At 66.9% G+C, this 20870-nt stretch carries 27 protein-coding genes and 3 tRNA genes; 12 read left to right on the top strand and 18 right to left on the bottom strand.

Going from position 1 to position 20870, the window contains the following annotated elements:
- The first annotated feature begins 10 nt into the window (after positions 1-10).
- The 8 genes from G6N37_RS23880 to G6N37_RS23845 all read left to right on the top strand — a co-directional run bounded on the left by G6N37_RS23880 (position 11) and on the right by G6N37_RS23845 (position 7894).
- On the top strand, positions 11-595 hold the full coding sequence (locus G6N37_RS23880; RefSeq protein ID WP_163685444.1) for a DinB family protein: 585 nt from the start codon (positions 11-13) through the stop codon (positions 593-595).
- A gap of 54 nt (positions 596-649) precedes the next feature.
- Complete coding sequence (locus tag G6N37_RS23875) at positions 650-1996, top strand: ABC1 kinase family protein (RefSeq protein ID WP_163683832.1); 1347 nt, start codon at positions 650-652, stop codon at positions 1994-1996.
- Positions 1997-2004: 8 nt separating this feature from the next.
- The gene (locus tag G6N37_RS23870) at positions 2005-2922 is read left to right on the top strand and encodes an alpha/beta fold hydrolase (protein ID WP_163683831.1); all 918 of its coding nucleotides are present in this window, start codon (positions 2005-2007) and stop codon (positions 2920-2922) included.
- 85 nt (positions 2923-3007) lie between these two features.
- The gene (locus tag G6N37_RS23865; protein ID WP_163683830.1) at positions 3008-3868 is read left to right on the top strand and encodes a cyclopropane mycolic acid synthase family methyltransferase; all 861 of its coding nucleotides are present in this window, start codon (positions 3008-3010) and stop codon (positions 3866-3868) included.
- Between the two features lie 146 nt (positions 3869-4014).
- On the top strand, positions 4015-4896 hold the full coding sequence (locus tag G6N37_RS23860) for a cyclopropane mycolic acid synthase family methyltransferase (protein WP_163683829.1): 882 nt from the start codon (positions 4015-4017) through the stop codon (positions 4894-4896).
- 84 nt (positions 4897-4980) lie between these two features.
- Entirely contained in the window at positions 4981-5877 is an 897-nt protein-coding gene (gene mmaA4 / locus G6N37_RS23855; protein ID WP_163683828.1) for a hydroxymycolate synthase MmaA4, read from the top strand.
- A gap of 91 nt (positions 5878-5968) precedes the next feature.
- Positions 5969-6667, top strand: a complete 699-nt coding sequence (locus G6N37_RS23850) for a YciI family protein (protein WP_163683827.1) — start codon at positions 5969-5971, stop codon at positions 6665-6667.
- 9 nt (positions 6668-6676) lie between these two features.
- Positions 6677-7894, top strand: a complete 1218-nt coding sequence (locus tag G6N37_RS23845) for an RNA polymerase sigma factor (RefSeq protein ID WP_163683826.1) — start codon at positions 6677-6679, stop codon at positions 7892-7894.
- 12 nt (positions 7895-7906) lie between these two features.
- On the opposite strand, the gene rplA is transcribed toward G6N37_RS23845, so the two are convergent.
- The 12 genes from rplA to G6N37_RS23785 all read right to left on the bottom strand — a co-directional run bounded on the left by rplA (position 7907) and on the right by G6N37_RS23785 (position 12861).
- On the bottom strand, positions 7907-8614 hold the full coding sequence (gene rplA, locus G6N37_RS23840; RefSeq protein WP_083171616.1) for a 50S ribosomal protein L1: 708 nt from the start codon (positions 8612-8614) through the stop codon (positions 7907-7909).
- Positions 8615-8689: 75 nt separating this feature from the next.
- The gene (gene rplK / locus G6N37_RS23835) at positions 8690-9118 is read right to left on the bottom strand and encodes a 50S ribosomal protein L11 (RefSeq protein WP_068087268.1); all 429 of its coding nucleotides are present in this window, start codon (positions 9116-9118) and stop codon (positions 8690-8692) included.
- Positions 9119-9160: 42 nt separating this feature from the next.
- Positions 9161-9922, bottom strand: coding sequence for a transcription termination/antitermination protein NusG (gene nusG / locus G6N37_RS23830; RefSeq protein WP_163683825.1), 762 nt, complete (start codon positions 9920-9922; stop codon positions 9161-9163).
- 26 nt (positions 9923-9948) lie between these two features.
- Positions 9949-10404: a preprotein translocase subunit SecE gene (gene secE / locus G6N37_RS23825; RefSeq protein ID WP_163683824.1), complete on the bottom strand. Its 456-nt coding sequence runs from the start codon at positions 10402-10404 to the stop codon at positions 9949-9951.
- A gap of 93 nt (positions 10405-10497) precedes the next feature.
- Positions 10498-10570: transfer RNA gene (locus G6N37_RS23820), tRNA-Trp, on the bottom strand.
- Positions 10571-10719: 149 nt separating this feature from the next.
- Positions 10720-11220 (bottom strand): (3R)-hydroxyacyl-ACP dehydratase subunit HadC, encoded by a 501-nt coding sequence (gene hadC / locus G6N37_RS23815; protein WP_163683823.1) that lies wholly within the window; start codon positions 11218-11220, stop codon positions 10720-10722.
- A gap of 3 nt (positions 11221-11223) precedes the next feature.
- Positions 11224-11652, bottom strand: a complete 429-nt coding sequence (hadB, locus tag G6N37_RS23810; protein WP_163683822.1) for a (3R)-hydroxyacyl-ACP dehydratase subunit HadB — start codon at positions 11650-11652, stop codon at positions 11224-11226.
- The gene (hadA, locus tag G6N37_RS23805; RefSeq protein ID WP_276066843.1) at positions 11639-12091 is read right to left on the bottom strand and encodes a (3R)-hydroxyacyl-ACP dehydratase subunit HadA; all 453 of its coding nucleotides are present in this window, start codon (positions 12089-12091) and stop codon (positions 11639-11641) included. Before hadA ends, hadB begins: the two co-directional genes overlap by 14 nt.
- A 75-nt stretch (positions 12092-12166) precedes the next feature.
- Positions 12167-12334, bottom strand: coding sequence for a 50S ribosomal protein L33 (gene rpmG / locus G6N37_RS23800; RefSeq protein ID WP_007167776.1), 168 nt, complete (start codon positions 12332-12334; stop codon positions 12167-12169).
- A gap of 42 nt (positions 12335-12376) precedes the next feature.
- Positions 12377-12450 (bottom strand) — tRNA-Met (locus G6N37_RS23795).
- A gap of 52 nt (positions 12451-12502) precedes the next feature.
- A tRNA-Thr gene (locus G6N37_RS23790) sits at positions 12503-12575 on the bottom strand.
- A 76-nt stretch (positions 12576-12651) separates the two neighbouring features.
- Positions 12652-12861 (bottom strand): type II toxin-antitoxin system VapB family antitoxin, encoded by a 210-nt coding sequence (locus G6N37_RS23785; protein ID WP_163683820.1) that lies wholly within the window; start codon positions 12859-12861, stop codon positions 12652-12654.
- A 110-nt stretch (positions 12862-12971) separates the two neighbouring features.
- Between G6N37_RS23785 and G6N37_RS23780 the strand changes: the two genes are divergently transcribed.
- The 3 genes from G6N37_RS23780 (at position 12972) to G6N37_RS23770 (ending at position 15305) form a co-directional block, all read left to right on the top strand.
- The gene (locus G6N37_RS23780) at positions 12972-13685 is read left to right on the top strand and encodes an MBL fold metallo-hydrolase (protein WP_163683819.1); all 714 of its coding nucleotides are present in this window, start codon (positions 12972-12974) and stop codon (positions 13683-13685) included.
- A gap of 70 nt (positions 13686-13755) precedes the next feature.
- The gene (locus G6N37_RS23775) at positions 13756-14613 is read left to right on the top strand and encodes a hypothetical protein (protein ID WP_163683818.1); all 858 of its coding nucleotides are present in this window, start codon (positions 13756-13758) and stop codon (positions 14611-14613) included.
- Positions 14610-15305: a crotonase/enoyl-CoA hydratase family protein gene (locus tag G6N37_RS23770; RefSeq protein WP_163683817.1), complete on the top strand. Its 696-nt coding sequence runs from the start codon at positions 14610-14612 to the stop codon at positions 15303-15305. The genes G6N37_RS23775 and G6N37_RS23770 overlap by 4 nt, the downstream gene beginning before the upstream one ends.
- A gap of 272 nt (positions 15306-15577) precedes the next feature.
- Here the strand turns inward: G6N37_RS23770 and G6N37_RS23765 are convergent, their stop codons facing one another.
- The 4 genes from G6N37_RS23765 to G6N37_RS23750 all read right to left on the bottom strand — a co-directional run bounded on the left by G6N37_RS23765 (position 15578) and on the right by G6N37_RS23750 (position 18457).
- On the bottom strand, positions 15578-16588 hold the full coding sequence (locus G6N37_RS23765; RefSeq protein ID WP_163685443.1) for a patatin-like phospholipase family protein: 1011 nt from the start codon (positions 16586-16588) through the stop codon (positions 15578-15580).
- Position 16589: 1 nt separating this feature from the next.
- Positions 16590-17045 (bottom strand): cyanase, encoded by a 456-nt coding sequence (cynS, locus tag G6N37_RS23760; protein WP_163683816.1) that lies wholly within the window; start codon positions 17043-17045, stop codon positions 16590-16592.
- A 121-nt stretch (positions 17046-17166) separates the two neighbouring features.
- Positions 17167-17916: a class I SAM-dependent methyltransferase gene (locus G6N37_RS23755; RefSeq protein WP_163683815.1), complete on the bottom strand. Its 750-nt coding sequence runs from the start codon at positions 17914-17916 to the stop codon at positions 17167-17169.
- A 25-nt stretch (positions 17917-17941) separates the two neighbouring features.
- Positions 17942-18457: a nitroreductase family protein gene (locus G6N37_RS23750; RefSeq protein WP_163683814.1), complete on the bottom strand. Its 516-nt coding sequence runs from the start codon at positions 18455-18457 to the stop codon at positions 17942-17944.
- A gap of 178 nt (positions 18458-18635) precedes the next feature.
- Here G6N37_RS23750 and G6N37_RS23745 point away from each other — a divergent pair, with 178 nt between their 5' ends.
- Complete coding sequence (locus G6N37_RS23745) at positions 18636-19502, top strand: cyclopropane mycolic acid synthase family methyltransferase (RefSeq protein ID WP_163683813.1); 867 nt, start codon at positions 18636-18638, stop codon at positions 19500-19502.
- A 23-nt stretch (positions 19503-19525) separates the two neighbouring features.
- Here the strand turns inward: G6N37_RS23745 and G6N37_RS23740 are convergent, their stop codons facing one another.
- Positions 19526-19960: an SRPBCC family protein gene (locus tag G6N37_RS23740; protein ID WP_163683812.1), complete on the bottom strand. Its 435-nt coding sequence runs from the start codon at positions 19958-19960 to the stop codon at positions 19526-19528.
- Positions 19960-20793: a lysophospholipid acyltransferase family protein gene (locus G6N37_RS23735; protein ID WP_163683811.1), complete on the bottom strand. Its 834-nt coding sequence runs from the start codon at positions 20791-20793 to the stop codon at positions 19960-19962. The genes G6N37_RS23740 and G6N37_RS23735 overlap by 1 nt, the downstream gene beginning before the upstream one ends.
- Between the last annotated feature and the right edge of the window lie 77 nt (positions 20794-20870).

Here is a 20870-nt window from a genome sequence, read left to right as displayed (position 1 = left end):
TGCCCGGCCCGTGGCCGACGAACGCAGCGCCCTGCGCGAATTCCTGGAGTTTCACCAGAGCGCGTACTTCGCCGTCAGCTACGGCCTCACCGATGAACAGGCCCGATCCACCCCCTCGGTCAGTGCGCTGTCCATCGGAGGGCTCATCAAGCACGCCACCGGGATGCAGCGCAGCTGGATGGCACGGGTCGCGGCCGCGCCGGACGCCCCACCGAAAGACACCCGCCCGTTCGAGCAGATCGCGAGCGAATTCGCGGATCAGCACGTGATGCGGCCCGACGAGACGCTCGACGGGCTGCTGCGGGCGTTCAGGGAACAGAACGCGGCGACGCTGCGCCTGGCCGAGACCGCGGACCTCGACGCCGCGGTGCCGGTTCCCCACGACATCCCCTGGTTTCCCAAGGATCAGCAGGCCTGGTCGGTGCGCTGGGTGATCCTGCATGTGATCAACGAGCTGGCCCGGCACGCCGGGCACGCCGACATCATCCGCGAAACGATCGACGGCGCCACCATGTACGAATTGATCGCGGGGCTGGAGGGCTGGGAGATCCAGGGCTGGGTGCAGCCATGGCAAGGCGGGGATCGCTCCAGCTAGAGCGCTCCAGCTAGAGAATTGGGACTGATTCCGCCGATTTGGCAGACTGCTGGGATGAGTTCCACCAAGCACCGAGAGGTCGCCAGGCTGGACAAGGTGCCGCTGCCGGTCGAAGCGGCCCGGGTAGCCGTCACCGGCTGGCAGGTCACCCGCACCGCCGCTCGCGTCGTCAGCAAGCTGCCGGGCCGGGGCCCGTGGCAGCAGAAGGTGATCAAGCAGCTCCCCCAGACCTTCGCCGACCTGGGCCCCACATATGTGAAATTCGGCCAGATCGTCGCGTCCAGCCCCGGCGCGTTCGGCGAATCCCTGTCCCGCGAATTCCGCGGCCTGCTCGACCGGGTGCCGCCCGCGGACAACGACGAGGTGCACAAGCTCCTCGTCGAGGAGCTCGGCGGCGACCCGACCGAGCTGTTCGCCAAGTGGGAGGAGGAGCCGTTCGCGTCGGCCTCCATCGCGCAGGTGCACTACGCGACCCTGCACACCGGCGAAGAGGTGGTCGTCAAGATCCAGCGCCCGGGCATCCGCCGCCGCGTCGCGGCCGACCTGCAGATCCTCAAGCGCTTCGCCCAGGCCGTCGAACTGGCCAAGCTCGGCCGCCGGCTCTCCGCGCAAGACGTGGTCGCCGACTTCTCCGACAACCTGGCCGAGGAGCTGAACTTCCGGCTCGAGGCGCAGTCGATGGAGGCTTGGGTGTCGCACCTGCACGCCTCCCCGCTGGGCCGCAACATCCGTGTGCCGCAGGTGTTCTGGGACTTCACCAGCGATCGGGTGCTGACCATGGAGCGCGTGCAGGGCATCCGCATCGACGACGTGGCCGCCATCCGCAAGGCCGGGTTCGACGGCACCGAGCTGGTGAAGGCCCTGCTGTTCTCGCTGTTCGAGGGCGGGCTGCGGCACGGGCTGTTCCACGGCGACCTGCACGCCGGCAACCTCTACGTCGACGACGCGGGCCGCATCGTGTTCTTCGACTTCGGGATCATGGGCCGCATCGACCCGCGCACCCGCTGGCTGCTGCGCGAGCTGGTGTACGCGCTGCTGGTCAAGAAGGACCACGCCGCGGCGGGCAAGATCGTGGTGCTGATGGGCGCGGTCGGCAACATGAAGCCAGAGGCCCAGGCCGCCAAGGACCTGGAACGCTTCGCCACCCCGCTGACCATGTCGACGCTGGGCGACATGTCCTACGCCGACATCGGGCGGCAGCTGTCGGCCCTGGCCGACGCCTACGACGTCAAGCTGCCCCGCGAGCTGGTGCTGATCGGCAAGCAGTTCCTCTACGTCGAGCGGTACATGAAGCTGTTGGCGCCCAAGTGGCAGATGATGTCCGACCCGCAGCTGACCGGCTACTTCGCCAACTTCATGGTCGAGGTCAGCCGGGAGTACGAGTCCGACCTGGAGGTGTAGACGCTCTGATGGAGGTCCGCACCGGCCAGGCCACCGTCTTTCATCCGGACGGGGACCTGAAGCTGTACTACGAGGACATGGGCGACATCGACGACCCGCCCGTGCTGCTGATCATGGGGCTGGGCGCCCAGCTGCTGCTGTGGCGCACCGCGTTCTGCGAGCGGCTGGTCGCCCACGGGTTGCGCGTGATCCGGTACGACAACCGGGACGTCGGCCTGTCGAGCAAGACCCGGCATCGCGGCTCGGGGCAGCCGCTGGTGACCCGGCTGGCGCGCTCCTGGCTGGGCCTGCCGAGCAAAGCGGCGTACAAGCTCGAGGACATGGCCGACGACGCCGCGGCCGTGCTGGATCACCTGGGCATCGGCGACGCGCACATCGTGGGCGCGTCGATGGGTGGCATGATCGCCCAGATTTTCGCCGGCCGATTCCGCGACCGGACGCGAACGTTGGCGATCATCTTCTCCAGCAACAATTCGGCGTTTCTGCCGCCGCCGGGTCCCCGCCAGTTGCTGGCGCTCATCAAGGGCCCGTCGCCGAGCTCGCCGCGCGACGTGATCGTCGACCATTCGATCCGGGTCAGCAAGATCATCGGCAGCAGGCGGTACCTGGCGCCCGAGGCGCAGCTTCGGGCCGAGGCCATCGAAAGCTACGAGCGCAGCCATTACCCGTGGGGCGTCGCCAGGCACTTCGACGCCGTCCTGGGCAGCGGCAGCCTGAAGCCCTACAACCGGCGGACCGCCGCGCCGACCGTCGTGATCCACGGCCGGGCGGACAAGCTGATGCGCCCCTTCGGCGGCCGCGCGGTGGCCAGGGCCATCGACGGCGCTCGACTGGTGTTATTCGACGGGATGGGACATGATCTGCCACAGCAGTTGTGGGACCACGTGATCGGTGTGCTGACGAGCAACTTCGCCAAAGCGGCCTGAGCAAAACCACTCGAAGAAACGCTTCCCCTGCGATCTCAGTCCATCTCGCGGGGTTGTACGGTTGTCCAAGGAGGTGGGTGTACCAATGGCCAAGCTGAAGCCGTATTACGAAGAGTCGCAGGCGACCTACGACATTTCAGACGACTTCTTCGCGCTGTTCCTTGACCCCAACATGGTGTACACCTGCGCCTACTTCAAGAACGACGACATGACGCTGGAACAGGCCCAGCTCGCCAAGCTGGACCTGGCGCTGGACAAGCTGAACCTTGAGCCGGGAATGACGGTGCTGGATGTCGGGTGCGGCTGGGGCGGGGCCGTGGTCCGGGCGCTGGAGAAATACGACGTCAACGTCATCGGCATCACGCTCAGCCGCAACCACTACGCGCGCACCAAGGCAAGGCTGGCCGGGATCCCGACGACGCGCCGGGCCGAGGCCCGGCTGCAGGGCTGGGAAGAGTTCGACGAGCAAGTCGATCGAATCATGAGCTTCGAGGCCTTCGACGCCTTCAAAAAGGAACGCTGGCCGGCGTTCTGGGATTGGGCCTATGAGACCTTGCCCGCCGACAGCCGGATGCTGATGCACAGCATCTTCACGTATCCGCAGTCGGAGTGGAAGCAGCGCGGCGTCCAGATCACGATGTCAGATCTGCGGTTCTTCCACTTCCTGGGCAAGGAAATCTTTCCCGGCGGCCAGATGTGCGGCGAACCCGATATCGTCGACAATGCGAAAACCAGCGGCTTCTCAGTCGAGCAGATCGAATACCTGCAGCCGCATTACGCGCGGACCCTGGACATGTGGGCGGCCAATTTGGAGGCCAATCGCGAACGCGCAATCGCCATCCAGTCCCAAGAGGTGTACGACCGCTTCATGCGCTATCTGACCGGCTGCTCGGACCTGTTCCGCAAAGGCATCTCCAACGTGGCGCAGTACACGCTCACCAAATAGCGACCCAGCGCCTCGTACGCCGCCGGAAAAGTAGAACGGCAGAATCTCCGCCGCACGCGCATCCAAATGCACCGTTTTTGATGCCCGGCGAGTAGCGTCCCCCGCGGATGGGCACTCCTATGGTGTACGTCACGTGGGGAGGGTATATGCCTGACAACCCGGCCGGCGCTGTTCGGACGCGGTCCAATTCGGACGACGTACGGGCGCATTACGACCTGTCGAACGAATTCTTCGCGCTCTTTGTGGATCCGACCCGCACCTACAGCTGCGCGTATTTCCCCCGCGAGGGCATGACGTTGCACGAAGCGCAGCTCGCCAAGCTCGACCTGACACTGGACAAGCTCGGGCTCCAGCCGGGGATGACCTTGCTCGACGTCGGCTGCGGCTGGGGTTCGGGCCTGAAGCGCGCCGTTGAGCGCTACGACGTCAACGTCGTCGGCCTGACGCTGTCCAGGAACCAGCACGCGTACTGCCAGCAGGTACTCGACGGGATCGACAGCGACCGTTCCCGGCGGGTGCTGCTGAGCGACTGGGCCGAGTTCGACGAACCGGTGGACCGGATCGTCGTCGTCGAAGCGTTGGAGCACTTCGGTTTTCACCGCTACGACGATTTCTTCAAGTTCACCTATGACGCCCTGCCGGGCGACGGCGTGATGCTGCTGCATTCCATCACCGGCCTGCACGTCAAGCAGGTGATGGAACGCGGCATCCCGTTGACGATGGAGATGGCGAAATTCATGAGGTTCATCGTCACCGACATCTTCCCGGGCGGCCGGCTGCCGACGATCGAGACGGTCGAGGAGCACGCGACGAAGGTGGGGTTCACGGTGTCCCGCGTCCAGTCGCTGCAGTCGGACTTCGCCAAGACCCTCGACTTCTGGTCCGGGGCGCTCGAGGCCCATCGGGACGAGGCCATCGCGATCCAGTCCGAAGCGGTCTACGAGCGCTACATGAAGTATCTGACCGGCTGCGCCAAGGTGTTCCGCATGGGCTATGTCGACTGCAACCAATTCACGCTGGAAAAGTAGAGTTGGGTATCGTTGCACGTCACACCCGCCGAGCAAGTCCGCGGATCATAAGCAGTGACCTTCATCCAGGAGAACAAGACGAAAATGGCTGATCAACCGGCTAGCCCGACGAAGACGCGGACGGCTCCCGAGGACATTCAGGCGCACTACGACGTCTCCGACGACTTTTTCGCCCTGTTCCAGGATCCGACACGGATCTACAGCTGCGCCTACTTCGAGCGTGACGACATGACGCTGGAAGAGGCGCAGTACGCCAAGATCGACCTGAACCTGGACAAGCTGGACCTCAAGCCGGGCATGACCCTGCTCGACATCGGCTGCGGCTGGGGCACCACGATGAAGCGCGCTGTCGAGCGGTTCGACGTCAACGTCATCGGTCTGACGCTGTCCAAGAACCAGCACGCCCGCTGCGAGCAGCTGTTGGCTGCCATTGACACCAACCGCTCGCGTGAGGTGAGGCTGCAGAACTGGGAGGACTTCAGCGAGCCCGTCGACCGGATCGTGTCGATCGAAGCCTTCGAGCACTTCGGGCACGAGAACTACGACGACTTCTTCAAGAGGTGCTACGACATCATGCCCGAGGACGGCCGGATGACCGTCCAGAGCAGCGTGAGCTACCACCCCTACGAGATGGCGGCCCGCGGCAAGAAGCTGACTTTCGAGACGGCCCGGTTCATCAAGTTCATCGTCACCGAGATCTTCCCGGGCGGTCGGCTGCCGTCCACACAGATGATGGTCGACCATGGCGAAAAGGCGGGTTTTATTGTGCCCGAACCGCTTTCGCTGCGCCCGCACTACATCAAGACCCTGCACATCTGGGGCGACAACCTGGAGGCCAACAAGGACAAGGCCATCGAGGTCACCTCCGAAGAGGTCTACAACCGCTACATCAAATATCTGCGCGGCTGCGAGCACTACTTCACCGACGAGATGCTCGACGTCAGCCTGGTGACCTACCTCAAGCCGGGCGCCGCCGCCTAGTTGCGCCCAGCTGTCGGATTAGGGCTGCGTCGTTCGTCGGATAGATAGAGAGTGGAGCAGGAGGCTTCGCTCACTACCGGAGGTGACGAACATGCAATATTTCGCCCTGTTGATCGCTCAGGAGCAAGACCGCACGCCTGAAGAATGGGCGGCCGGCATGGCCGCATGGGAGAGCTTCCATGCCAAAGCCGGCGCGGCTATCAAGGCCGGTGACGCGCTGGCGCCCGCCGCGGCCGCGGTGGTCATCAGCGGCGGCCCCGACGCGCCGATCACGACCGACGGCCCCTTCGCCGAGGCCGCCGAGGTGGCCTGCGGCTACTACGTGTTCGAGGCGGAAAACCTGGACGAGGCGCTGGCGTTGGCGCGCGACGTACCCGCCGCCCAGTTCGGCGCCGTGGAGCTGTGGCCGGTGGTCCACTCGATCGAACCGTCGCGCAAGCTGACCGGTAACGACTGGCTGGCCCTGCTGCTGGAGCCCCCCGCTTCGGCGCACACGCCGGGCACCCCGGAGTGGGAGGCCGTGGCGGCGCGGCACACAGATCTGCACGCGGCCGCGGGCGACCACATCATCGGCGGCGCCGCATTGCACGACAGGTCCACCGCCACCACCGTGCGGGTGCGCGACGGCGAGGTTCTCATCACCGACGGGCCATACGTGGAGGGCGCCGAAATCGCCACGGGCGTCTACCTGCTCGCCGCGGGGGATCGCGACGAGGCCGTCAAGCTGGCGTCGATGATTCCCGCCTCGACCGTGCAGGTGCGCCAACTGGCTGGAGTCTCGGGACTCTAGGTCTCCGCGATGTCCGACCTGGACGGCGTCTTCCGGAGGGAATGGGGACCCGCCGTCGCCGCGCTCGCGCGGTGGTCCGGGGACCTCGCCATCGCCGAGGACGCCGTCCAGGAGGCCTGCGCCGAGGCGCTTCGCAGCTGGGACCGCGACGGCGTGCCGGACAATCCCGGCGGATGGCTGGTGACCGTCGCCCGCAACCGCGCGCGCGATCGTCTGCGCCGCGAATCCGTCCGTCCCGGAAAGGAATTGGCGGCCGTGATCGACGAAATCCGGGCGCGCACCGATCACACCGACCCGTCCCCCGTTCGTGACGACGAACTGCGGATGATGTTCACCTGCGCGCACCCCGCACTGGACCGCCAATCGCAATTGGCGCTCACCCTGCGGCTGGTGTCGGGGTTGACCGTCGCCGAGATCGCCCGCGCGCTGCTGCAGACCGAAGCGGCGATCGGCCAGCGAATCACGCGCGCCAAGAACAAGGTTCGGCACGCCAATATCCCGCTGCGGGTGCCACCCGCCGAGCTCCTGCCCGAGCGCACCCCACACGTGCTGGGTTGCGTCTACTCGGTCTTCACCGAGGGGTACTGGTCGACCGCCGGCGCGTCGGCGATCCGCGACGAACTGTGCGACGAAGGGATCCGGCTCGCCGGCGAGCTGTGCGCGCTGATGCCGCACGAACCCGAGACCCACGCGCTGGCCGCCCTGATGCTGCTGCACGATTCGCGGCGAACCACCCGGGTCGACGACACCGGGATGTTGGTGCCGCTCGACGAGCAGGACCGCCGCCGGTGGGACCGCGGCCGCATCGCCAGGGGCCTGGATCGGCTCCGCCGCGCCGAGGGCTCGACGGGCCCCTACCTGCCGCAGGCGGTGATCGCCGCGGTGCATGCGACGGCGCCGTCCTGGGACCAGACCGACTGGGTCACCATCTGCGCGGCCTACGACCGGCTGTTGCGGCTGACCGACTCACCGGTGGTGCGCGCCAACCGCGCCCTCGCGGTCGGCTTCCGCGACGGCCCCGACGCCGGGCTCGCCGCGCTGGACGAGGCGGCGCACGACCCCCGGCTGGAGCGCTCCAATCTGGTCGCGACGGTGCGCGCCGACCTGCTTCGGCGCGCGGGCAGGCCGGCCGATGCCGTCACCTGGTACCGGAAAGCGTTGCAAGCCAACGGTCCCGAGCCGGGTCGCGAGTTCCTGCGGCGGCGCATCGCCGAGTGCGGCGGCTAGCGCGCCGACTCCCTAGGCCTCGGCGAAGTTGCGGGTGACGGACGGGTCGACCGGGATGCCGGGGCCCGTGGTCGTCGACACGGTGATCTTCTTCAGATAGCGGCCCTTCGACGCGGACGGCTTGAGCCGCAGCACCTCGTCGAGCGCGGCGCCGTAGTTCTCCGCGAGGGCCTTCTCGTCGAAAGACGCCTTACCGATCACGAAGTGCAGGTTGGCCTGCTTGTCGATGCGGAAGTTGATCTTGCCGCCCTTGATGTCGGCCACGGCCTTGGCGACGTCCGGGGTGACGGTGCCCGTCTTGGGGTTCGGCATCAAGCCGCGCGGACCCAGCACGCGGGCGATGCGGCCCACCTTCGCCATCTGGTCGGGGGTGGCGATCGCGGCGTCGAAGTCCAGGAAACCGCCCTGGATCTTCTCGATCAGGTCGTCGCTGCCGACGATGTCGGCGCCCGCGGCCTGCGCCTGCTCGGCTTTGTCGCCGACGGCGAACACCGCGACCCGGGCCGTCTTACCGGTGCCGTGCGGCAGGTTGACCGTGCCGCGGACCATCTGGTCCGCCTTGCGGGGGTCGACGCCGAGGCGGATCGCCACCTCGACGGTCGCGTCCTGCTTGGTCGACGCGGTCTCCTTGGCGAGCTTGGCCGCCTCCAGCGGGCTGTACAGGCTGTTGCGGTCCACCTTCTCGGCGGCGGCGCGGTATGCCTTGCTGTTCTTGCTCATTGATTCATCCAATCTGGTGTTGGGTCGTGGTTAAGCAGCGGGCCGAAGCTGGCCCTCCCACGGGTTGGGGTCGAGCTATTCGACGGTGATCCCCATCGACCGGGCGGTGCCGGCGATGATCTTGGCGGCCGCGTCGATGTCGTTGGCGTTGAGATCGGTCTTCTTCGTCTCGGCGATCTCACGAACCTGGTCCCAGGTCACCTTGGCGACCTTGGTCTTGTGCGGCTCGGCCGAGCCCTTGCCCACGCCGGCGGCCTTGAGCAGCAGCTTGGCGGCGGGCGGCGTCTTGAGCGCGAAGGTGAAGCTGCGGTCCTCGTAGACCGTGATCTCCACCGGGATGACCTGGCCGCGCTGGTTCTCCGTGGCGGCGTTGTAGGCCTTGCAGAACTCCATGATGTTGACGCCGTGCTGGCCGAGCGCGGGTCCGACCGGCGGCGCAGGGTTGGCCTGCCCCGCCACGATCTGCAGCTTGATCAGCCCGGCGACTTTCTTCTTCGGGGCCATGAGTTGTTGGTGTTCCTTCCTGGACTGGGCTTGATTGCCCGGTTAGATCTTGGAGACTTGGCTGAACGTCAATTCCACGGGCGTCTCGCGACCGAAGATCGACACCAGCACCTTGAGCTTCTGCTGTTCGCCGTTGACCTCGCTGATGGTCGCCGGCAGCGTGGCGAACGGCCCGTCCATGACCGTCACCGATTCGCCGACCTCGTAGTCGACCTCGACGGCCGGGCGCTCCAGCCCGCCGGCCTCGGCGGCGGCGGCGGTGGTGGCCGCGCCCTTGGCGGCCTTCTTGGCGGCGCCCCGCGGCAGCAGGAACTTCACCACGTCGTCGAGCGTCAGCGCAGACGGTCGCGACGTCGCGCCGACGAACCCGGTGACGCCCGGCGTGTTGCGCACCGCGGCCCACGAGTCGTCGGTCAAATCCATGCGCACCAGGATGTAGCCGGGCAGCACCTTGCGATTGACCTGCTTGCGCTGGCCGTTCTTGATCTCGGTGACCTCTTCGGTGGGCACCTCGACCTGGAAGATGTAGTCGCCGACGTCCAGGTTTTGCACGCGCGTCTCGAGATTGGCTTTGACCTTGTTCTCGTATCCCGCGTAGGAGTGGATGACGTACCAGTCGCCCGGCTTGCTGCGCAGCTCAGCTTTGAGCGCGGCCGCCGGATCGACCTCCTCGGCCGACTCCTCGGGAGCCTCGGTCGCCGAGGTTTCCGGGGCCTCGATGGCCTCGGTGGCCTCGGTGGCCTCGGTGCGCTCCTCTACGTCGACCGCTTCACCCGCGGACGTGTCACCGTCGTAGGTAGTCACGGTTTTCAGTCCTCTCTATCTCTCGCTCAGCCGAACACCAGCAGCACAAGCTTGGTGAGGCCGAAATCCGCGAGGCCGACCAGCGCCACCATGAAGGCCAGGAACGCCAGCACCACCGATGTGTAGGTGAGCATCTGCTTGCGGTTGGGCCAGATAACCTTCCGCATCTCCGCAACCACCTGCTTGAGGTAGTTGTAGACGAACACGAACGGGTTGGCCGAACGGTCCCCGGGCTTCTTCGGTTTCTTGGCCTTCTTGGCTTTGGCGCCCTTGGTGGCCTTGTCCTTCTTGGCGACCTCGGCCTCGTCCGCCGACGCTACGTCGGCGTCCTCGGCGGCGTCGGCCGCTCGCTGCCGGGATCGTTTGCCGGTGGGGCGCTGCGGCCGGGTCACCACAGCGGTCCGACCGCCGCTCGCGCGGCCGTCCTCCCTGTCGGCGCCGTCGCTTGCGGCGTCGTTGGCAGCGTCGCCTTCGTCGCTCACCGCATGCTCCTTAAGTTTGCTCGTATCCGTGGGCCGTCCCGTCGTGGTGGGCCATTCTTCCAGTGTCCACCATGGCACGCCTGAAGTGTTCAGCAGGGGCGACAGGACTTGAACCTGCAACCTGCGGTTTTGGAGACCGCTGCTCTGCCAGTTGAGCTACGCCCCTTCGCGGTTGGCAGGCCAACCTGCGCTTACCTACCGGGGCTTACATGACACGCGCGCTCCCCGTTCTTTCGACTCACGGAAAGCGCGCTGATGCTGGGAAAACCCCGACGTCCGAGTGTACTCGATTCCCCTTATACGCAGGAAATCCGATTACGCCGTTCTGACGACCTGACCGGACTCGGGGTCCCATTTGAGATTCTCCGCCTGCTCGGCGTACTGGCTCATCAGCGTGGTGTACGCCTCCAGCACCAGTTCACCCTCTTCGTTGGTGCAGATGTTCTTGGTGACCACGATGTCGGCACCGAAGCGCTCGTCCACCGACAGGATGTCCATCCGGGCCCACAGCTTGTCGCCGGCCTTGATCGGCTGGGCGAACACGAACCGCTGGTCGACCTGGACGATGACCATGGTCTCCATGCCGATGTCGACATGCCGGAAGAAATCCAGCTGGACCAGCTTGGCGAAGATGGTCGCGAAGGTCAGCGGCGCCAGGATCGCGTTGTGGCCGAGTGCGGCGGCCGCGTCTTCGTCGTAGTGGGCCGGGTGCCGGTCCTTGACGGCCGCCGCGAACTGGCGGAGTTGCTCTCGCCCCACCACGAAGTAGTCCGGGTAGCGCCAGATCATGCCCCTGATGTCTGTTTTGAGAGCCATAGGCTAAGCGAGCGTTGCGGACGCGATCGCCCTGCCGAAGATCTTCTTGCCGCCCGTGGTGGCCGTCAGGGCGATCGTCACCGACTTGGTCTCGGGATCGACGGACTTGACCCGGCCGCTGAAGACGAGTTCGGCGCCCTTGCCGTCGTTGGGAACCGGCACCACCGCGGTGAACCGCACGTTGTACTCGGTGACCGCACCGGGGTCACCGATCCACGCGGTGACGTAGCCGCCGCCGATACCCATGGTCAGCATGCCGTGCGCGATCGCGGTGTCCAGCCCGACGACCTTGGCGATCTCGTCGTCCCAGTGAATGGGGTTCAGGTCGCCGGAAACCCCCGCATAATTCACCAGATCCTGTCGGGTGAGCGGGTAGGTCCGCTCGGGAAGCTGGTCACCGACCTTCACCGAGCTGAACTCACGCAGTGGCATCAGAAAATCCCTCTTCTCCATCCTCACCCGCACGGCCCGCCAGGGTCGTGAAGGTCTCCTGGACGACATCACCGGCTTCGTTGGTGATGATGTTCTTGGTCACGATGATCTGGGTACCGTGCGACACCCGCATCGAGTCCACGTAGACGTCGCAGTACAGCTTGTCCCCGGCGACGATCGGCGCTTTGAACTTCAGCACCTGGTCGACCTGAACGACCTGCGCGTCCTGGACGGCGATGTTCGCGTGCTTGAAAAACGCCGTCTGCGCCATGTAGCCGAATACGCAGATGAACGTCAACGGGGCCAGCAGCCCGGGATAGCCGAGGTCGGCCGCCGCCTTCTCCTCGAGAAATGCGGCATCGTCGTTCTGAACGGCCACGGCGTGCTCGCGGATCTTCTCCCGCTCCACGACGTAATAGTCGGGATAGCGGTAGTGCATCCCGACGATGCTTTCGGATATCGGCACGGCTCTGAAATCTACCTAGTCGGTCTGAGTAACGTTCGCCGGGAGCGGCTAGCGCGTCTCGCGATGGGCCTGGTGCTTGCCGCAGTTCGGGCAGAACTTCTTCAGCTCCATGCGGTCCGGGTCGTTCCGGCGGTTCTTCTTGGTGATGTAGTTGCGGTGTTTGCACACCTCGCATGCCAAGGTGATCTTCGGCCGCACGTCGGTACTGGAAGCCATGACGGTTCTCTCTCAAATCTCTCAAAGTGCATTGTTGTGTTGTAGCGATGGCCGGACTCGAACCGGCGACCTAACGATTATGAGTCGTTCGCTCTAACCGACTGAGCTACATCGCCTCTGGCCGCCCCGGTTCGGGGTCGGGCCGCCACGCCTGCTCGGCGTCCGCCGAGCCCCCTAACGGAATCGAACCGTTGACCTTTTCCTTACCATGGAAACGCTCTACCGACTGAGCTAAGGGGGCCGTTCACCCGAATCGGCAGTGCCGTGGGCCTAAAAGAGGGTACAACCTGGCCCGCAACCGGACCAAACCACGGGCTTTACCGGACGCTGTCGCCGCCGCGGCGGGGCTGCCACGCGCTGAGGTCGCTGAACTCGTCGTACTCTTCGGCGGCTTCCGCGGCATCGGCTTCGGCCAGCAGGGTGCGCAACGCGAGATTGACGGCCTCGCGGGCATCGGCCAGATGGAAGCGGCGTATCGCCTCGCCGATCAGATCGACGTCGATCTCGATTTCGACCTTCTTCCTCATGCGCCAACAATACCCACCGGACAGCCGGCCAATCGCTGCTCGCGCGCGGTGCCGGGCGCACTTCGCGGCGGCGCTGCGGGCCCCGGACGGGCAGGTCCTAGTCTGGTCACGTGTCAACGGACCGGCTGTACTTTCGCCAACTGCTCTCCGGCCGCGACTTCGCCGCCGGCGACATGTTCGCGACCCAAATGCGCAACTTCGCCTACCTGATCGGCGACCGTGAGACGGGCGACTGCGTGGTGGTCGATCCCGCCTATGCCGCCGGCGAGCTGCTCGACACGCTCGAGGACGACGGCATGCACCTGTCCGGGGTGCTGGTCACCCATCATCATCCCGACCATGTGGGCGGATCGATGATGGGCTTCTCGCTGCAGGGCCTGGCCGAACTGCTGGAGCGGGCCGCCGTCCCGGTACACGTCAACACCCATGAGGCGCAATGGGTTTCGCGAGTCACCGGGATCAGCCTCGGCGACCTCACCGCCCATGAGAATCACGACAAGGTCAGCATCGGCGATATCGAGGTCGAGTTGCTGCACACGCCCGGCCACACGCCGGGCAGCCAGTGCTTCCTGCTCGACGGCCGCCTGGTGGCCGGTGACACGTTGTTCCTGGAGGGCTGCGGCCGCACCGACTTTCCCGGCGGCGACTCCGACGAGATGTACCGCAGCCTGCGGCAACTCGCCGCGCTGCCCGGCGACCCGACGGTTTTTCCCGGCCACTGGTATTCGGCGGAGCCGAGCGCGTCGCTCTCGGAAGTCAAGCGCTCCAACTACGTGTATCGGGCCGCCGACCTCGCCCAGTGGCGAATGCTCATGGGCGGCTGAGGCGGGCGGGCGATCGCTCGAGCGCGGCTAACCGGCAACCGGCCTGTGATATAAGCGGAAGGTGGATTCCATGGGGTGGGTCCAGGACGGCTGGCACGGGATCACGAACGTCGGGTCCAGCACCTGGATCGCGTGGGCGGCCTGGGCGGCGATCGCGCTCGCCGTCGTGACGCTGATCTTCACCAACCGGCAGATCGCCCGCAACCGCCGGCTGGCCGCGGAGCAGACGCGGCCGCAGGTCGCGATGTTCATGGAGCCGCACCCCGCCGACTGGCACGTGATCGAACTGGTGGTCAGGAATTTCGGGAAGACGGCGGCCTACGACATCACGTTCTCGTTCATGAATCCGCCGACGGTGGCCGAATACGAGAACGCCACGGACGGCTACGCCGACGTCGCCGAACTGCGCCTCCCCCGCGAGTTGCCGGTGCTGGCTCCCGGCCAGGAATGGCGCATGGTGTGGGATTCGGCCCTCGACCGCGCGGAGATCGGCAGCGGCATCGAGTCCCGCTTCACCGGCACCATCAACTACTACGACCGGCCGGCGCACCCGCACGGGCGGCGGTTCTGGGAGCGCGAGCGTGTGCCGCTGGAGACCCAGGTCGTGCTGGACTGGGACTCCTTGCCGCCCGTCCAGCGCATCGAGCTGATGACCACCCACGACCTGGCGAAGCGGGAGAAGCAGAAGCTGGAACTGCTGCGCGGGCTGCTGACCTACTTCCACTACGCGAGCAAGGAGACCCGTCCCGAGGTGTTCCGCAGCGAGATCGAGCGAATCAACGCCGCGGTGCGGGAAACGCAGGACAGATGGCGCACCCGCCAGCTGGACGCGCCCACCGATGTCAGCCTGCGCTGGGGCGAGGCCGAGGACGACCTGGGCAAACACCACAGCCAGCCCGCGGGGCGGCAAGGAGCTAGCAACCAATGAGCGGCCCGGTCCACTACACCCTCAAGGAGTCCATCGCCGTCATCCGGATGGACGATGGCAAAGTCAACGCCCTGGGCCCGACCATGCAGCAGGCCCTGGGCGAGGCGATCGACCGGGCCGAGGCCGACAACGCCGGGGCGCTGGTGATCGCCGGGAACGAGCGGGTGTTCAGCGGCGGATTCGACCTGAAGATCCTCACCTCCGGCGAGGCGCAGCCGGCGATCGACATGCTGCGCGGCGGCTTCGAGCTGGCCTACCGGCTGTTGTCCCATCCCAAGCCGGTGGTGATGGCCTGCACCGGCCACGCGATCGCGATGGGGGCGTTCCTGCTGTCGTCCGGTGACCACCGGGTGGCCGCGCACGCCTACAACATCCAGGCGAACGAGGTGGCGATCGGCATGGTCATCCCGTACGCGGCCCTGGAGATCATGAAGCTGCGCCTCACGCAATCGGCGTACCAGCAAGCCGCCGGGCTGGCCAAGACGTTCTTCGGCGAGACCGCGCTGGCCGCCGGCTTCGTCGATGAGATCGTGCTGCCGGACATGGTGGTGAGCCGCGCCGAGGAGGCCGCGCGCGAATTCGCCGGTCTGCACCAACACGCCCACGCCGCAACGAAGTTGCGCGCCCGCGCCGACGCCCTCAAGGCCATTCGGGCCGGGATCGACGGCATCGAGGCCGAGTTCGGCCTGTAAACGGCCCGGTCCCCGGTCTGGCCGGGACGTTTGGCCAACGGCGCCCGGTACCACGTCCGCATCCGCACGAAAACGCCTCGCGCCCAGTTGCGGAAAGCCCGCAGCCGCCCCGAGACGTTGCGCCAGATGCGCTGGGCCAACGCGATGCTGAAGGAGCTGTCACCGCAGGTGTTGATGAGCTGAACGGCGAACGCGGTGGCCGCCGCTGGCCGCCACCGCGTTTCCTTCGCCTCCTCGCCGCCAGTGTGACACGCACGCGAATCGCCGTCACTTCAGTCCGTGGCGAATCGTCGGAACCGGTTCAGGTATGCCGGCCAATCCCAGGTCTGCAAGAAGTCGTGCGCCGCGGCGTAGCCCCGGTCGCAGAGCTCCTCCAGCCGTGCCCTGGGGATGCCGAAGTCGAGAACGCTCACGTCGGTGGACGCCACCCCGATGGTGCGGCACTTGACCCAGGGCAAGCTCAGCTGCGCCTGGTCGTGGCCGACCAACATGGTGGTGAAGAGGCTTTGCAGCAAGGCGGATTGTTTGAGGAAGCGCAGCGGGCGCAGCGCGGGGAACACCTGATCCACGCCCTCGGCCAACTTGGGCATCACCGTGACGCCGAACGTCGGCCAGCGCGGCGGTTTGCCGTCGGTGCGGTCCAGCGAGTCGATCGGGAAATTCGACAGCACGCCACCGTCGACCAGGTTGGACGTGAGCCCCATGGTGTCGGTCAGCGTGACCGGCGGGTAGAAGAACGGGATCGCCATCGAGGCGCGGACCGCGTCCGCGACGGGCTGCTCGTCGGGGTCGAGGCCGTACAGCCGCCGGTAATCCCATGGCAGTCGCACCAGCTGCGCCGCGGTGACGTCGGCGACGGTGACCGCGACCTGGTAGCGCCGTTCCGGGGGCAGGTCGTCGTCGGCGAGGGCCAGGTCACCGAACGTGACCACGCCCAGGTTCCTCAGCTCGCTGCGGATCCAGTCATGGGCGAAATCGCCGCGGTACATCGACGTGTCCCGGACCAGCCCCCACGCGGAGCCGACGACGGGCACCGGCCCCGCGTCGCGCCACTTGCGCAACGGCACCGAGAGCGCGAGCTCCCTGAGCTGACCGCTGGTCAGTTGCTCGCCCCTGGACGCGGCCGCCGAGATCGCCGCGACCACCGATCCCGCCGAGACGCCCGACACGCGGTTGGCCGAGTAGCCGGCATCCATGAGGGCGGTGACCGCGCCGACCAGGCCGATGAACTTCACGCCCCCGCCCGAAAGCACCAGGTCCACCGGTTTCGCGTCGGCCGTCAGTTCAGCTATCCGCCGAAACCCATTGATAGGGAAGGAATTTGCCGTCCAGAGTCACCACGACGCGATCGCCCGACGGGTGTGATTTCTTGTGCAGGTCGACGCTGAAATTGATCGCGCTCATGATGCCGTCGCCGAACTGCTCGTGGATCAACTCCTTGATGGCGCCGCCGTAGACCTGCAGGGCCTCGTAGAAGCGGTAGATGGTCGGGTCGGTCGGCACGGCGGTCGGCAGCCCGCCCCGCATGGGCGGCGCCGCCAGCACGGGCACCACCGACTCGTCGAGGTGCAGCCGCTCGACGAGGATCCTCGCCAGCTCGGCGGGAATGGGGTGCTGGCCGAGCAGCGCCGAGGTGGTCCACAGCACCGGCCTGTCGATGGCGTCGGCCAGCTGTTGCCAGGTCAGGCCCAGCCTCAGGCGAGCCAGGACGATCTGCTCGGTGATCTCGTGTCTGTTCATAGCCCCCAAGCATGCACGCACGGCGCCGCGCCGCTGCCGGGACCATAGGGCGCTCCCCGACTTGATATCGCCCGCGATATCGAATTCGCCGCTGACGCACGCGTGCAGAATCCGGCGCCCCTCACCCCGGCTTCGTCGCGGTGACCAGGCGCGTGGAAAACCACGGACCGCCGTAGTACATGCGCCATCCGAGGTTGCGGCGCCGCACGTTTCGCCAACCCAATTCCCTCAGGTGCGCCGCATGCCGACGGGTGTCCCAGAGGTCAGCGACGGCCAGCCGCCCGCCCGGGCGCAGCACCCGAACCGCTTCGTCGAGAGCTTTCCGCCGGCCGGCGCGCGTCGGGATGTTGTGGATGGCCAGGTTGCTGACGATCACGTCGACGCTGTCGTCGGCCAAGGGCAGGGCTGTCATGTCGGCGGTGTGCACCTCGACGCGATCGCTGACCTCTTCCAGCGCCGCGTTGGCCAGGGTGGCCTCCGGGGAGTTGTCGGTCTGGTCTGCCTGCCACAGGTCGACGCCGACCGCGCGACCCCGCGGCAATCTCGTGGCCGCGGCGAGCAACACCGCGCCGCGGCCGCAGCCGAGGTCGAGCACCGTTTCGTCGCCCCGCAGCTCAAGATCGGCCAGCACCCGGTCCCACACCACGAACTTGCCGACCCGCGTCGCGTACACGTAAAGGGCTGCGCTCGAAGCGATCCCGACTGCTGACGTTGCCGCGAGTGCCGCCGTGAGCCGCTTGCCGCGCACCCAGCCGAACACCGCCCACCCGAGAAGGGCGACGGTCTGCGCGGCGAGGCCGATCGCCTGCCCACGCGCCGATACGGTGTGAAACGAGCCGTCTATTCCGTAGTCGCCCCGGTGGTCATGCACGGTGCCGAGCTTACGACCGCTTTCGTCACCAACGACCGTGATGGACGACCTCCGAGAAGGGCCGCCGGTTCGGTGTGCGGATCGGGGTGAGCGGACGGTCGGCGGGATACCCGACGCCCAGCAGGAAGGCCACCAGCCGGTCGTCGGGAACGCCGAGGATGGCCCGCGCCTTCTCCTGGTCCCCCACCGACGAGTGCCCGGTCCCGATCCCCAGGTCCGTGGCCGCGATCATCATCGCCATCGTGGCCTGCCCGACGTCGTAGTTGTCGGTGACCACCCTGCGCTCGTCGGGCGGCACGGGCACGACGATCGCGATCGCGGCGGCCGCGGCGGCGATGTGGCCGGCGCCCTGCCACACGGTCGACAGCGCCTGCAGCTGCGCCCGGTCGGTGACGATCACGAAATCCCACGGCTGCCGGTTTTTCGCCGACGGGGCGCGCCACCCGGCCTCGGCGATGCGGTTCAGGTGGTCTTCGGAAACCGGGTCCGGCGTGTACTGCCGGACGTTGCGCCGGGCGCGGATCGCGTCCCAAGCCTCCATGCGTGCCCCTCCTAATTTTCCAGCCGACCCCGGGTAAACGGGGGTATCGTCGTCGGAATTCCCCGCAATGCGCGCTGAAGTTTGATTCCGGCAGTTACGGGAAGCCACGGTGAACCAGCTGAGCCGCCCCCTCGTGTACCAGCTGAATGGCCCCGGATCAGAGAGGCGCGTAGCCGGTATGACCGAGAACCTGACGCCGCATTTCGAGGACGTCCAGGCGCACTATGACCTGTCCGACGACTTCTTCCGGCTCTTCCTCGACCCCACCATGACCTACAGCTGCGCCTACTTCGACCGCATGCGGGACATCCCGCTCGAGGAGGCGCAGCTGCGCAAGATGGACCTGGCGCTCGGAAAGCTCGGCCTGCGGCCCGGGATGACGCTGCTGGACGTCGGCTGCGGTTGGGGCGGCACCATGCGCCGCGCGCTCGAGAAGTACGACGTGGACGTCATCGGGCTGACGTTGTCCAAGCACCAGGCCGCGCACGTGCAGAAGATGTTCGACGCGATGACCACCCCGCATAGCAGGCGGGTGTTGCTGCAGGGCTGGGAGCAATTCGACGAGCCCGTCGACCGGATCGTCTCCATCGGCGCGTTCGAGCACTTCGGCTACGACCGCTACGACGATTTCTTCCAGATGGCCTACCGCGTCCTGCCCGACGACGGGGTGATGTTGCTGCACACGATCACCATGCTGACCCCGGAGCAGATCGTCGAACGCGGCTTGCCGATGACCGAAGAGCAGACCAGCTTCAACGACTTCATCGCCCGCGAGATCTTCCCCGGCGGCCAGCTGCCGCCGATCGAGATGGTGGAGTTCCACGCGTCGAAGATGGGCTTCAACCTGACCCGCAGGCAGTCGCTGCAGCTGCACTACGCCCGGACGCTCGACCTTTGGGCCGCGGCGCTCGAAGCGCACCACAGCGAGGCGGTCGCGATCCAGTCCGAAGAGGTCTACCAGCGATACATGAGATACCTGACCGGGTGCGCCAACGCATTCCGCGACGGCTACATCGACATCAACCAGTTCACGCTGGCCAAGTAGCCGGGCCGCATACCCGGCGTGGGTCACGACTCCACAAGGCGGGCAAGGTTTTTCAGGCTCTCCTCGAGTGAGCGGCCGACCCAGAAGGTCGCCACGTGGTCGGCGATCAGGCCCAGCAGGCCGCCCTCGGAGCTGTAGGCGAGCCGGAACGTCACGCGGGTCCGGCCGGGGCCGGCGTCGCGCAACCGGAACCGGCCGCGCTGCGTCACACCGGTGATGTTGATCCAGGCCAGATCCCGCGCCGTGTCGAACTCCACGACTTCGGCGATGCCGCCCACCGGGATCGAGCCGATCTTCCACAACACGGTGTAGCGGGCGCCCACCCGCGCCGGGCCCTCCGTCAGCGTCTCCCAGCGCTCCAGGTGCGGGAGGAACGACGGGTAGCGATCCGGGTCGCTGAGCACCGTCCACACCGTGCCGCGATCCGCGTTGACGACGATCCGTCGTTCGACGCGCATCAGCCGAGCACCGGGAAGCGGCGCTGGGCGGCAAGCCGATCGACACCGGCCTGCAGGCTGGCGATCACCTCGTCGTACACCGCCTGGTCGTCGTCGCCCACCGCGACCGGCTCCTGCACTTCGACGACGATCTTGGCGGGCAGCGGGATGTGCCCCAGCAGGTCGCTGATGTTCAGGCCCCACGGCAGCGCCAGCGAGATGGGCACGCTCTTGAGCCGGACCACCTTGTCGACCAGCAGCAGTTTGGCCAGCCACTGCGCGCGGCCGAGGAACAACGCGGTCTCCTGGCCGCCGACGGCGGCCACCGGCACGATCGGCACCCCGGTCTCCCGCGCGAGCCGCACGAACCCCTTGCGGCCGCCGAAGTCGACGACGTGCCGCTGCCAGGACGGGCGGAAGACCTCGTAATCGCCACCCGGATACACCAGCACGGCGGCACCGGATTCCAAAGCGAGCCGGGCGTTTTCGGGACTGGCCGCCACGGTGCCGAACTTGCGCAGCCAGCGTAGCGGCGGATAGAGGGTGACCAGGTTGTGCGCGAGCTGATAGAACGGACGCTCCACACCGAAGTACGAGCAGAACGCCAGGGTGAAGACGAAGGTGTCGGGCGGGACGTTGCCGCCGCTGTGGTTGCCGACCAGCAGCACCGGTCCGTGCGGGGGGATGCGGTCGAGTCCGCGGACGTCGGCGCGGAAATACAGCGACGCCACCAACCAGGTGGCGGGCAGCTGATCCCGGATGAAGTCCGGGTCGCGCTGATCCAGGTCCGCCTGGGGCACCCGGTCCGCGATCTGCCTACTCGCCCACCCGATGGCATCCGCGACTCCGGCCATGGTTTCAGCCTGGCACAGCGGAGCCGACGGGTGGAGGGACTTTCGTCGCCTGCCGCGGCCCGATGTCGGTGCGGGGG

Source organism: Mycobacterium seoulense, assembly GCF_010731595.1.
Taxonomy (GTDB): Bacteria; Actinomycetota; Actinomycetes; order Mycobacteriales; family Mycobacteriaceae; genus Mycobacterium; species Mycobacterium seoulense.
This window is presented reverse-complemented; position numbering and strand designations above follow the sequence as displayed.

Bases quoted from the DNA above. Each gene is read 5' to 3' on its own strand.
- G6N37_RS23750 (WP_163683814.1), bottom strand. From the start codon at position 18,457: ATGGAGGCTTGGGACGCGATCCGCGCCCGGCGCAACGTCCGGCAGTAC.
- G6N37_RS23845 (WP_163683826.1), top strand. From the start codon at position 6,677: ATGTCCGACCTGGACGGCGTCTTCCGGAGGGAATGGGGACCCGCCGTC.
- G6N37_RS23770 (WP_163683817.1), top strand. From the start codon at position 14,610: ATGAGCGGCCCGGTCCACTACACCCTCAAGGAGTCCATCGCCGTCATC.
- rpmG (WP_007167776.1), bottom strand. From the start codon at position 12,334: ATGGCTTCCAGTACCGACGTGCGGCCGAAGATCACCTTGGCATGCGAG.
- G6N37_RS23745 (WP_163683813.1), top strand. From the start codon at position 18,636: ATGACCGAGAACCTGACGCCGCATTTCGAGGACGTCCAGGCGCACTAT.
- G6N37_RS23785 (WP_163683820.1), bottom strand. From the start codon at position 12,861: ATGAGGAAGAAGGTCGAAATCGAGATCGACGTCGATCTGATCGGCGAG.
- hadB (WP_163683822.1), bottom strand. From the start codon at position 11,652: ATGCCACTGCGTGAGTTCAGCTCGGTGAAGGTCGGTGACCAGCTTCCC.
- rplK (WP_068087268.1), bottom strand. From the start codon at position 9,118: ATGGCCCCGAAGAAGAAAGTCGCCGGGCTGATCAAGCTGCAGATCGTG.
- cynS (WP_163683816.1), bottom strand. From the start codon at position 17,045: ATGAACAGACACGAGATCACCGAGCAGATCGTCCTGGCTCGCCTGAGG.
- G6N37_RS23775 (WP_163683818.1), top strand. From the start codon at position 13,756: ATGGGGTGGGTCCAGGACGGCTGGCACGGGATCACGAACGTCGGGTCC.
- G6N37_RS23865 (WP_163683830.1), top strand. From the start codon at position 3,008: ATGGCCAAGCTGAAGCCGTATTACGAAGAGTCGCAGGCGACCTACGAC.
- hadA (WP_276066843.1), bottom strand. From the start codon at position 12,091: ATGCACTACCGCTATCCCGACTATTACGTCGTGGAGCGGGAGAAGATC.
- G6N37_RS23850 (WP_163683827.1), top strand. From the start codon at position 5,969: ATGCAATATTTCGCCCTGTTGATCGCTCAGGAGCAAGACCGCACGCCT.
- mmaA4 (WP_163683828.1), top strand. From the start codon at position 4,981: ATGGCTGATCAACCGGCTAGCCCGACGAAGACGCGGACGGCTCCCGAG.
- rplA (WP_083171616.1), bottom strand. From the start codon at position 8,614: ATGAGCAAGAACAGCAAGGCATACCGCGCCGCCGCCGAGAAGGTGGAC.
- hadC (WP_163683823.1), bottom strand. From the start codon at position 11,220: ATGGCTCTCAAAACAGACATCAGGGGCATGATCTGGCGCTACCCGGAC.
- G6N37_RS23860 (WP_163683829.1), top strand. From the start codon at position 4,015: ATGCCTGACAACCCGGCCGGCGCTGTTCGGACGCGGTCCAATTCGGAC.
- G6N37_RS23870 (WP_163683831.1), top strand. From the start codon at position 2,005: ATGGAGGTCCGCACCGGCCAGGCCACCGTCTTTCATCCGGACGGGGAC.
- G6N37_RS23740 (WP_163683812.1), bottom strand. From the start codon at position 19,960: ATGCGCGTCGAACGACGGATCGTCGTCAACGCGGATCGCGGCACGGTG.
- G6N37_RS23735 (WP_163683811.1), bottom strand. From the start codon at position 20,793: ATGGCCGGAGTCGCGGATGCCATCGGGTGGGCGAGTAGGCAGATCGCG.
- G6N37_RS23875 (WP_163683832.1), top strand. From the start codon at position 650: ATGAGTTCCACCAAGCACCGAGAGGTCGCCAGGCTGGACAAGGTGCCG.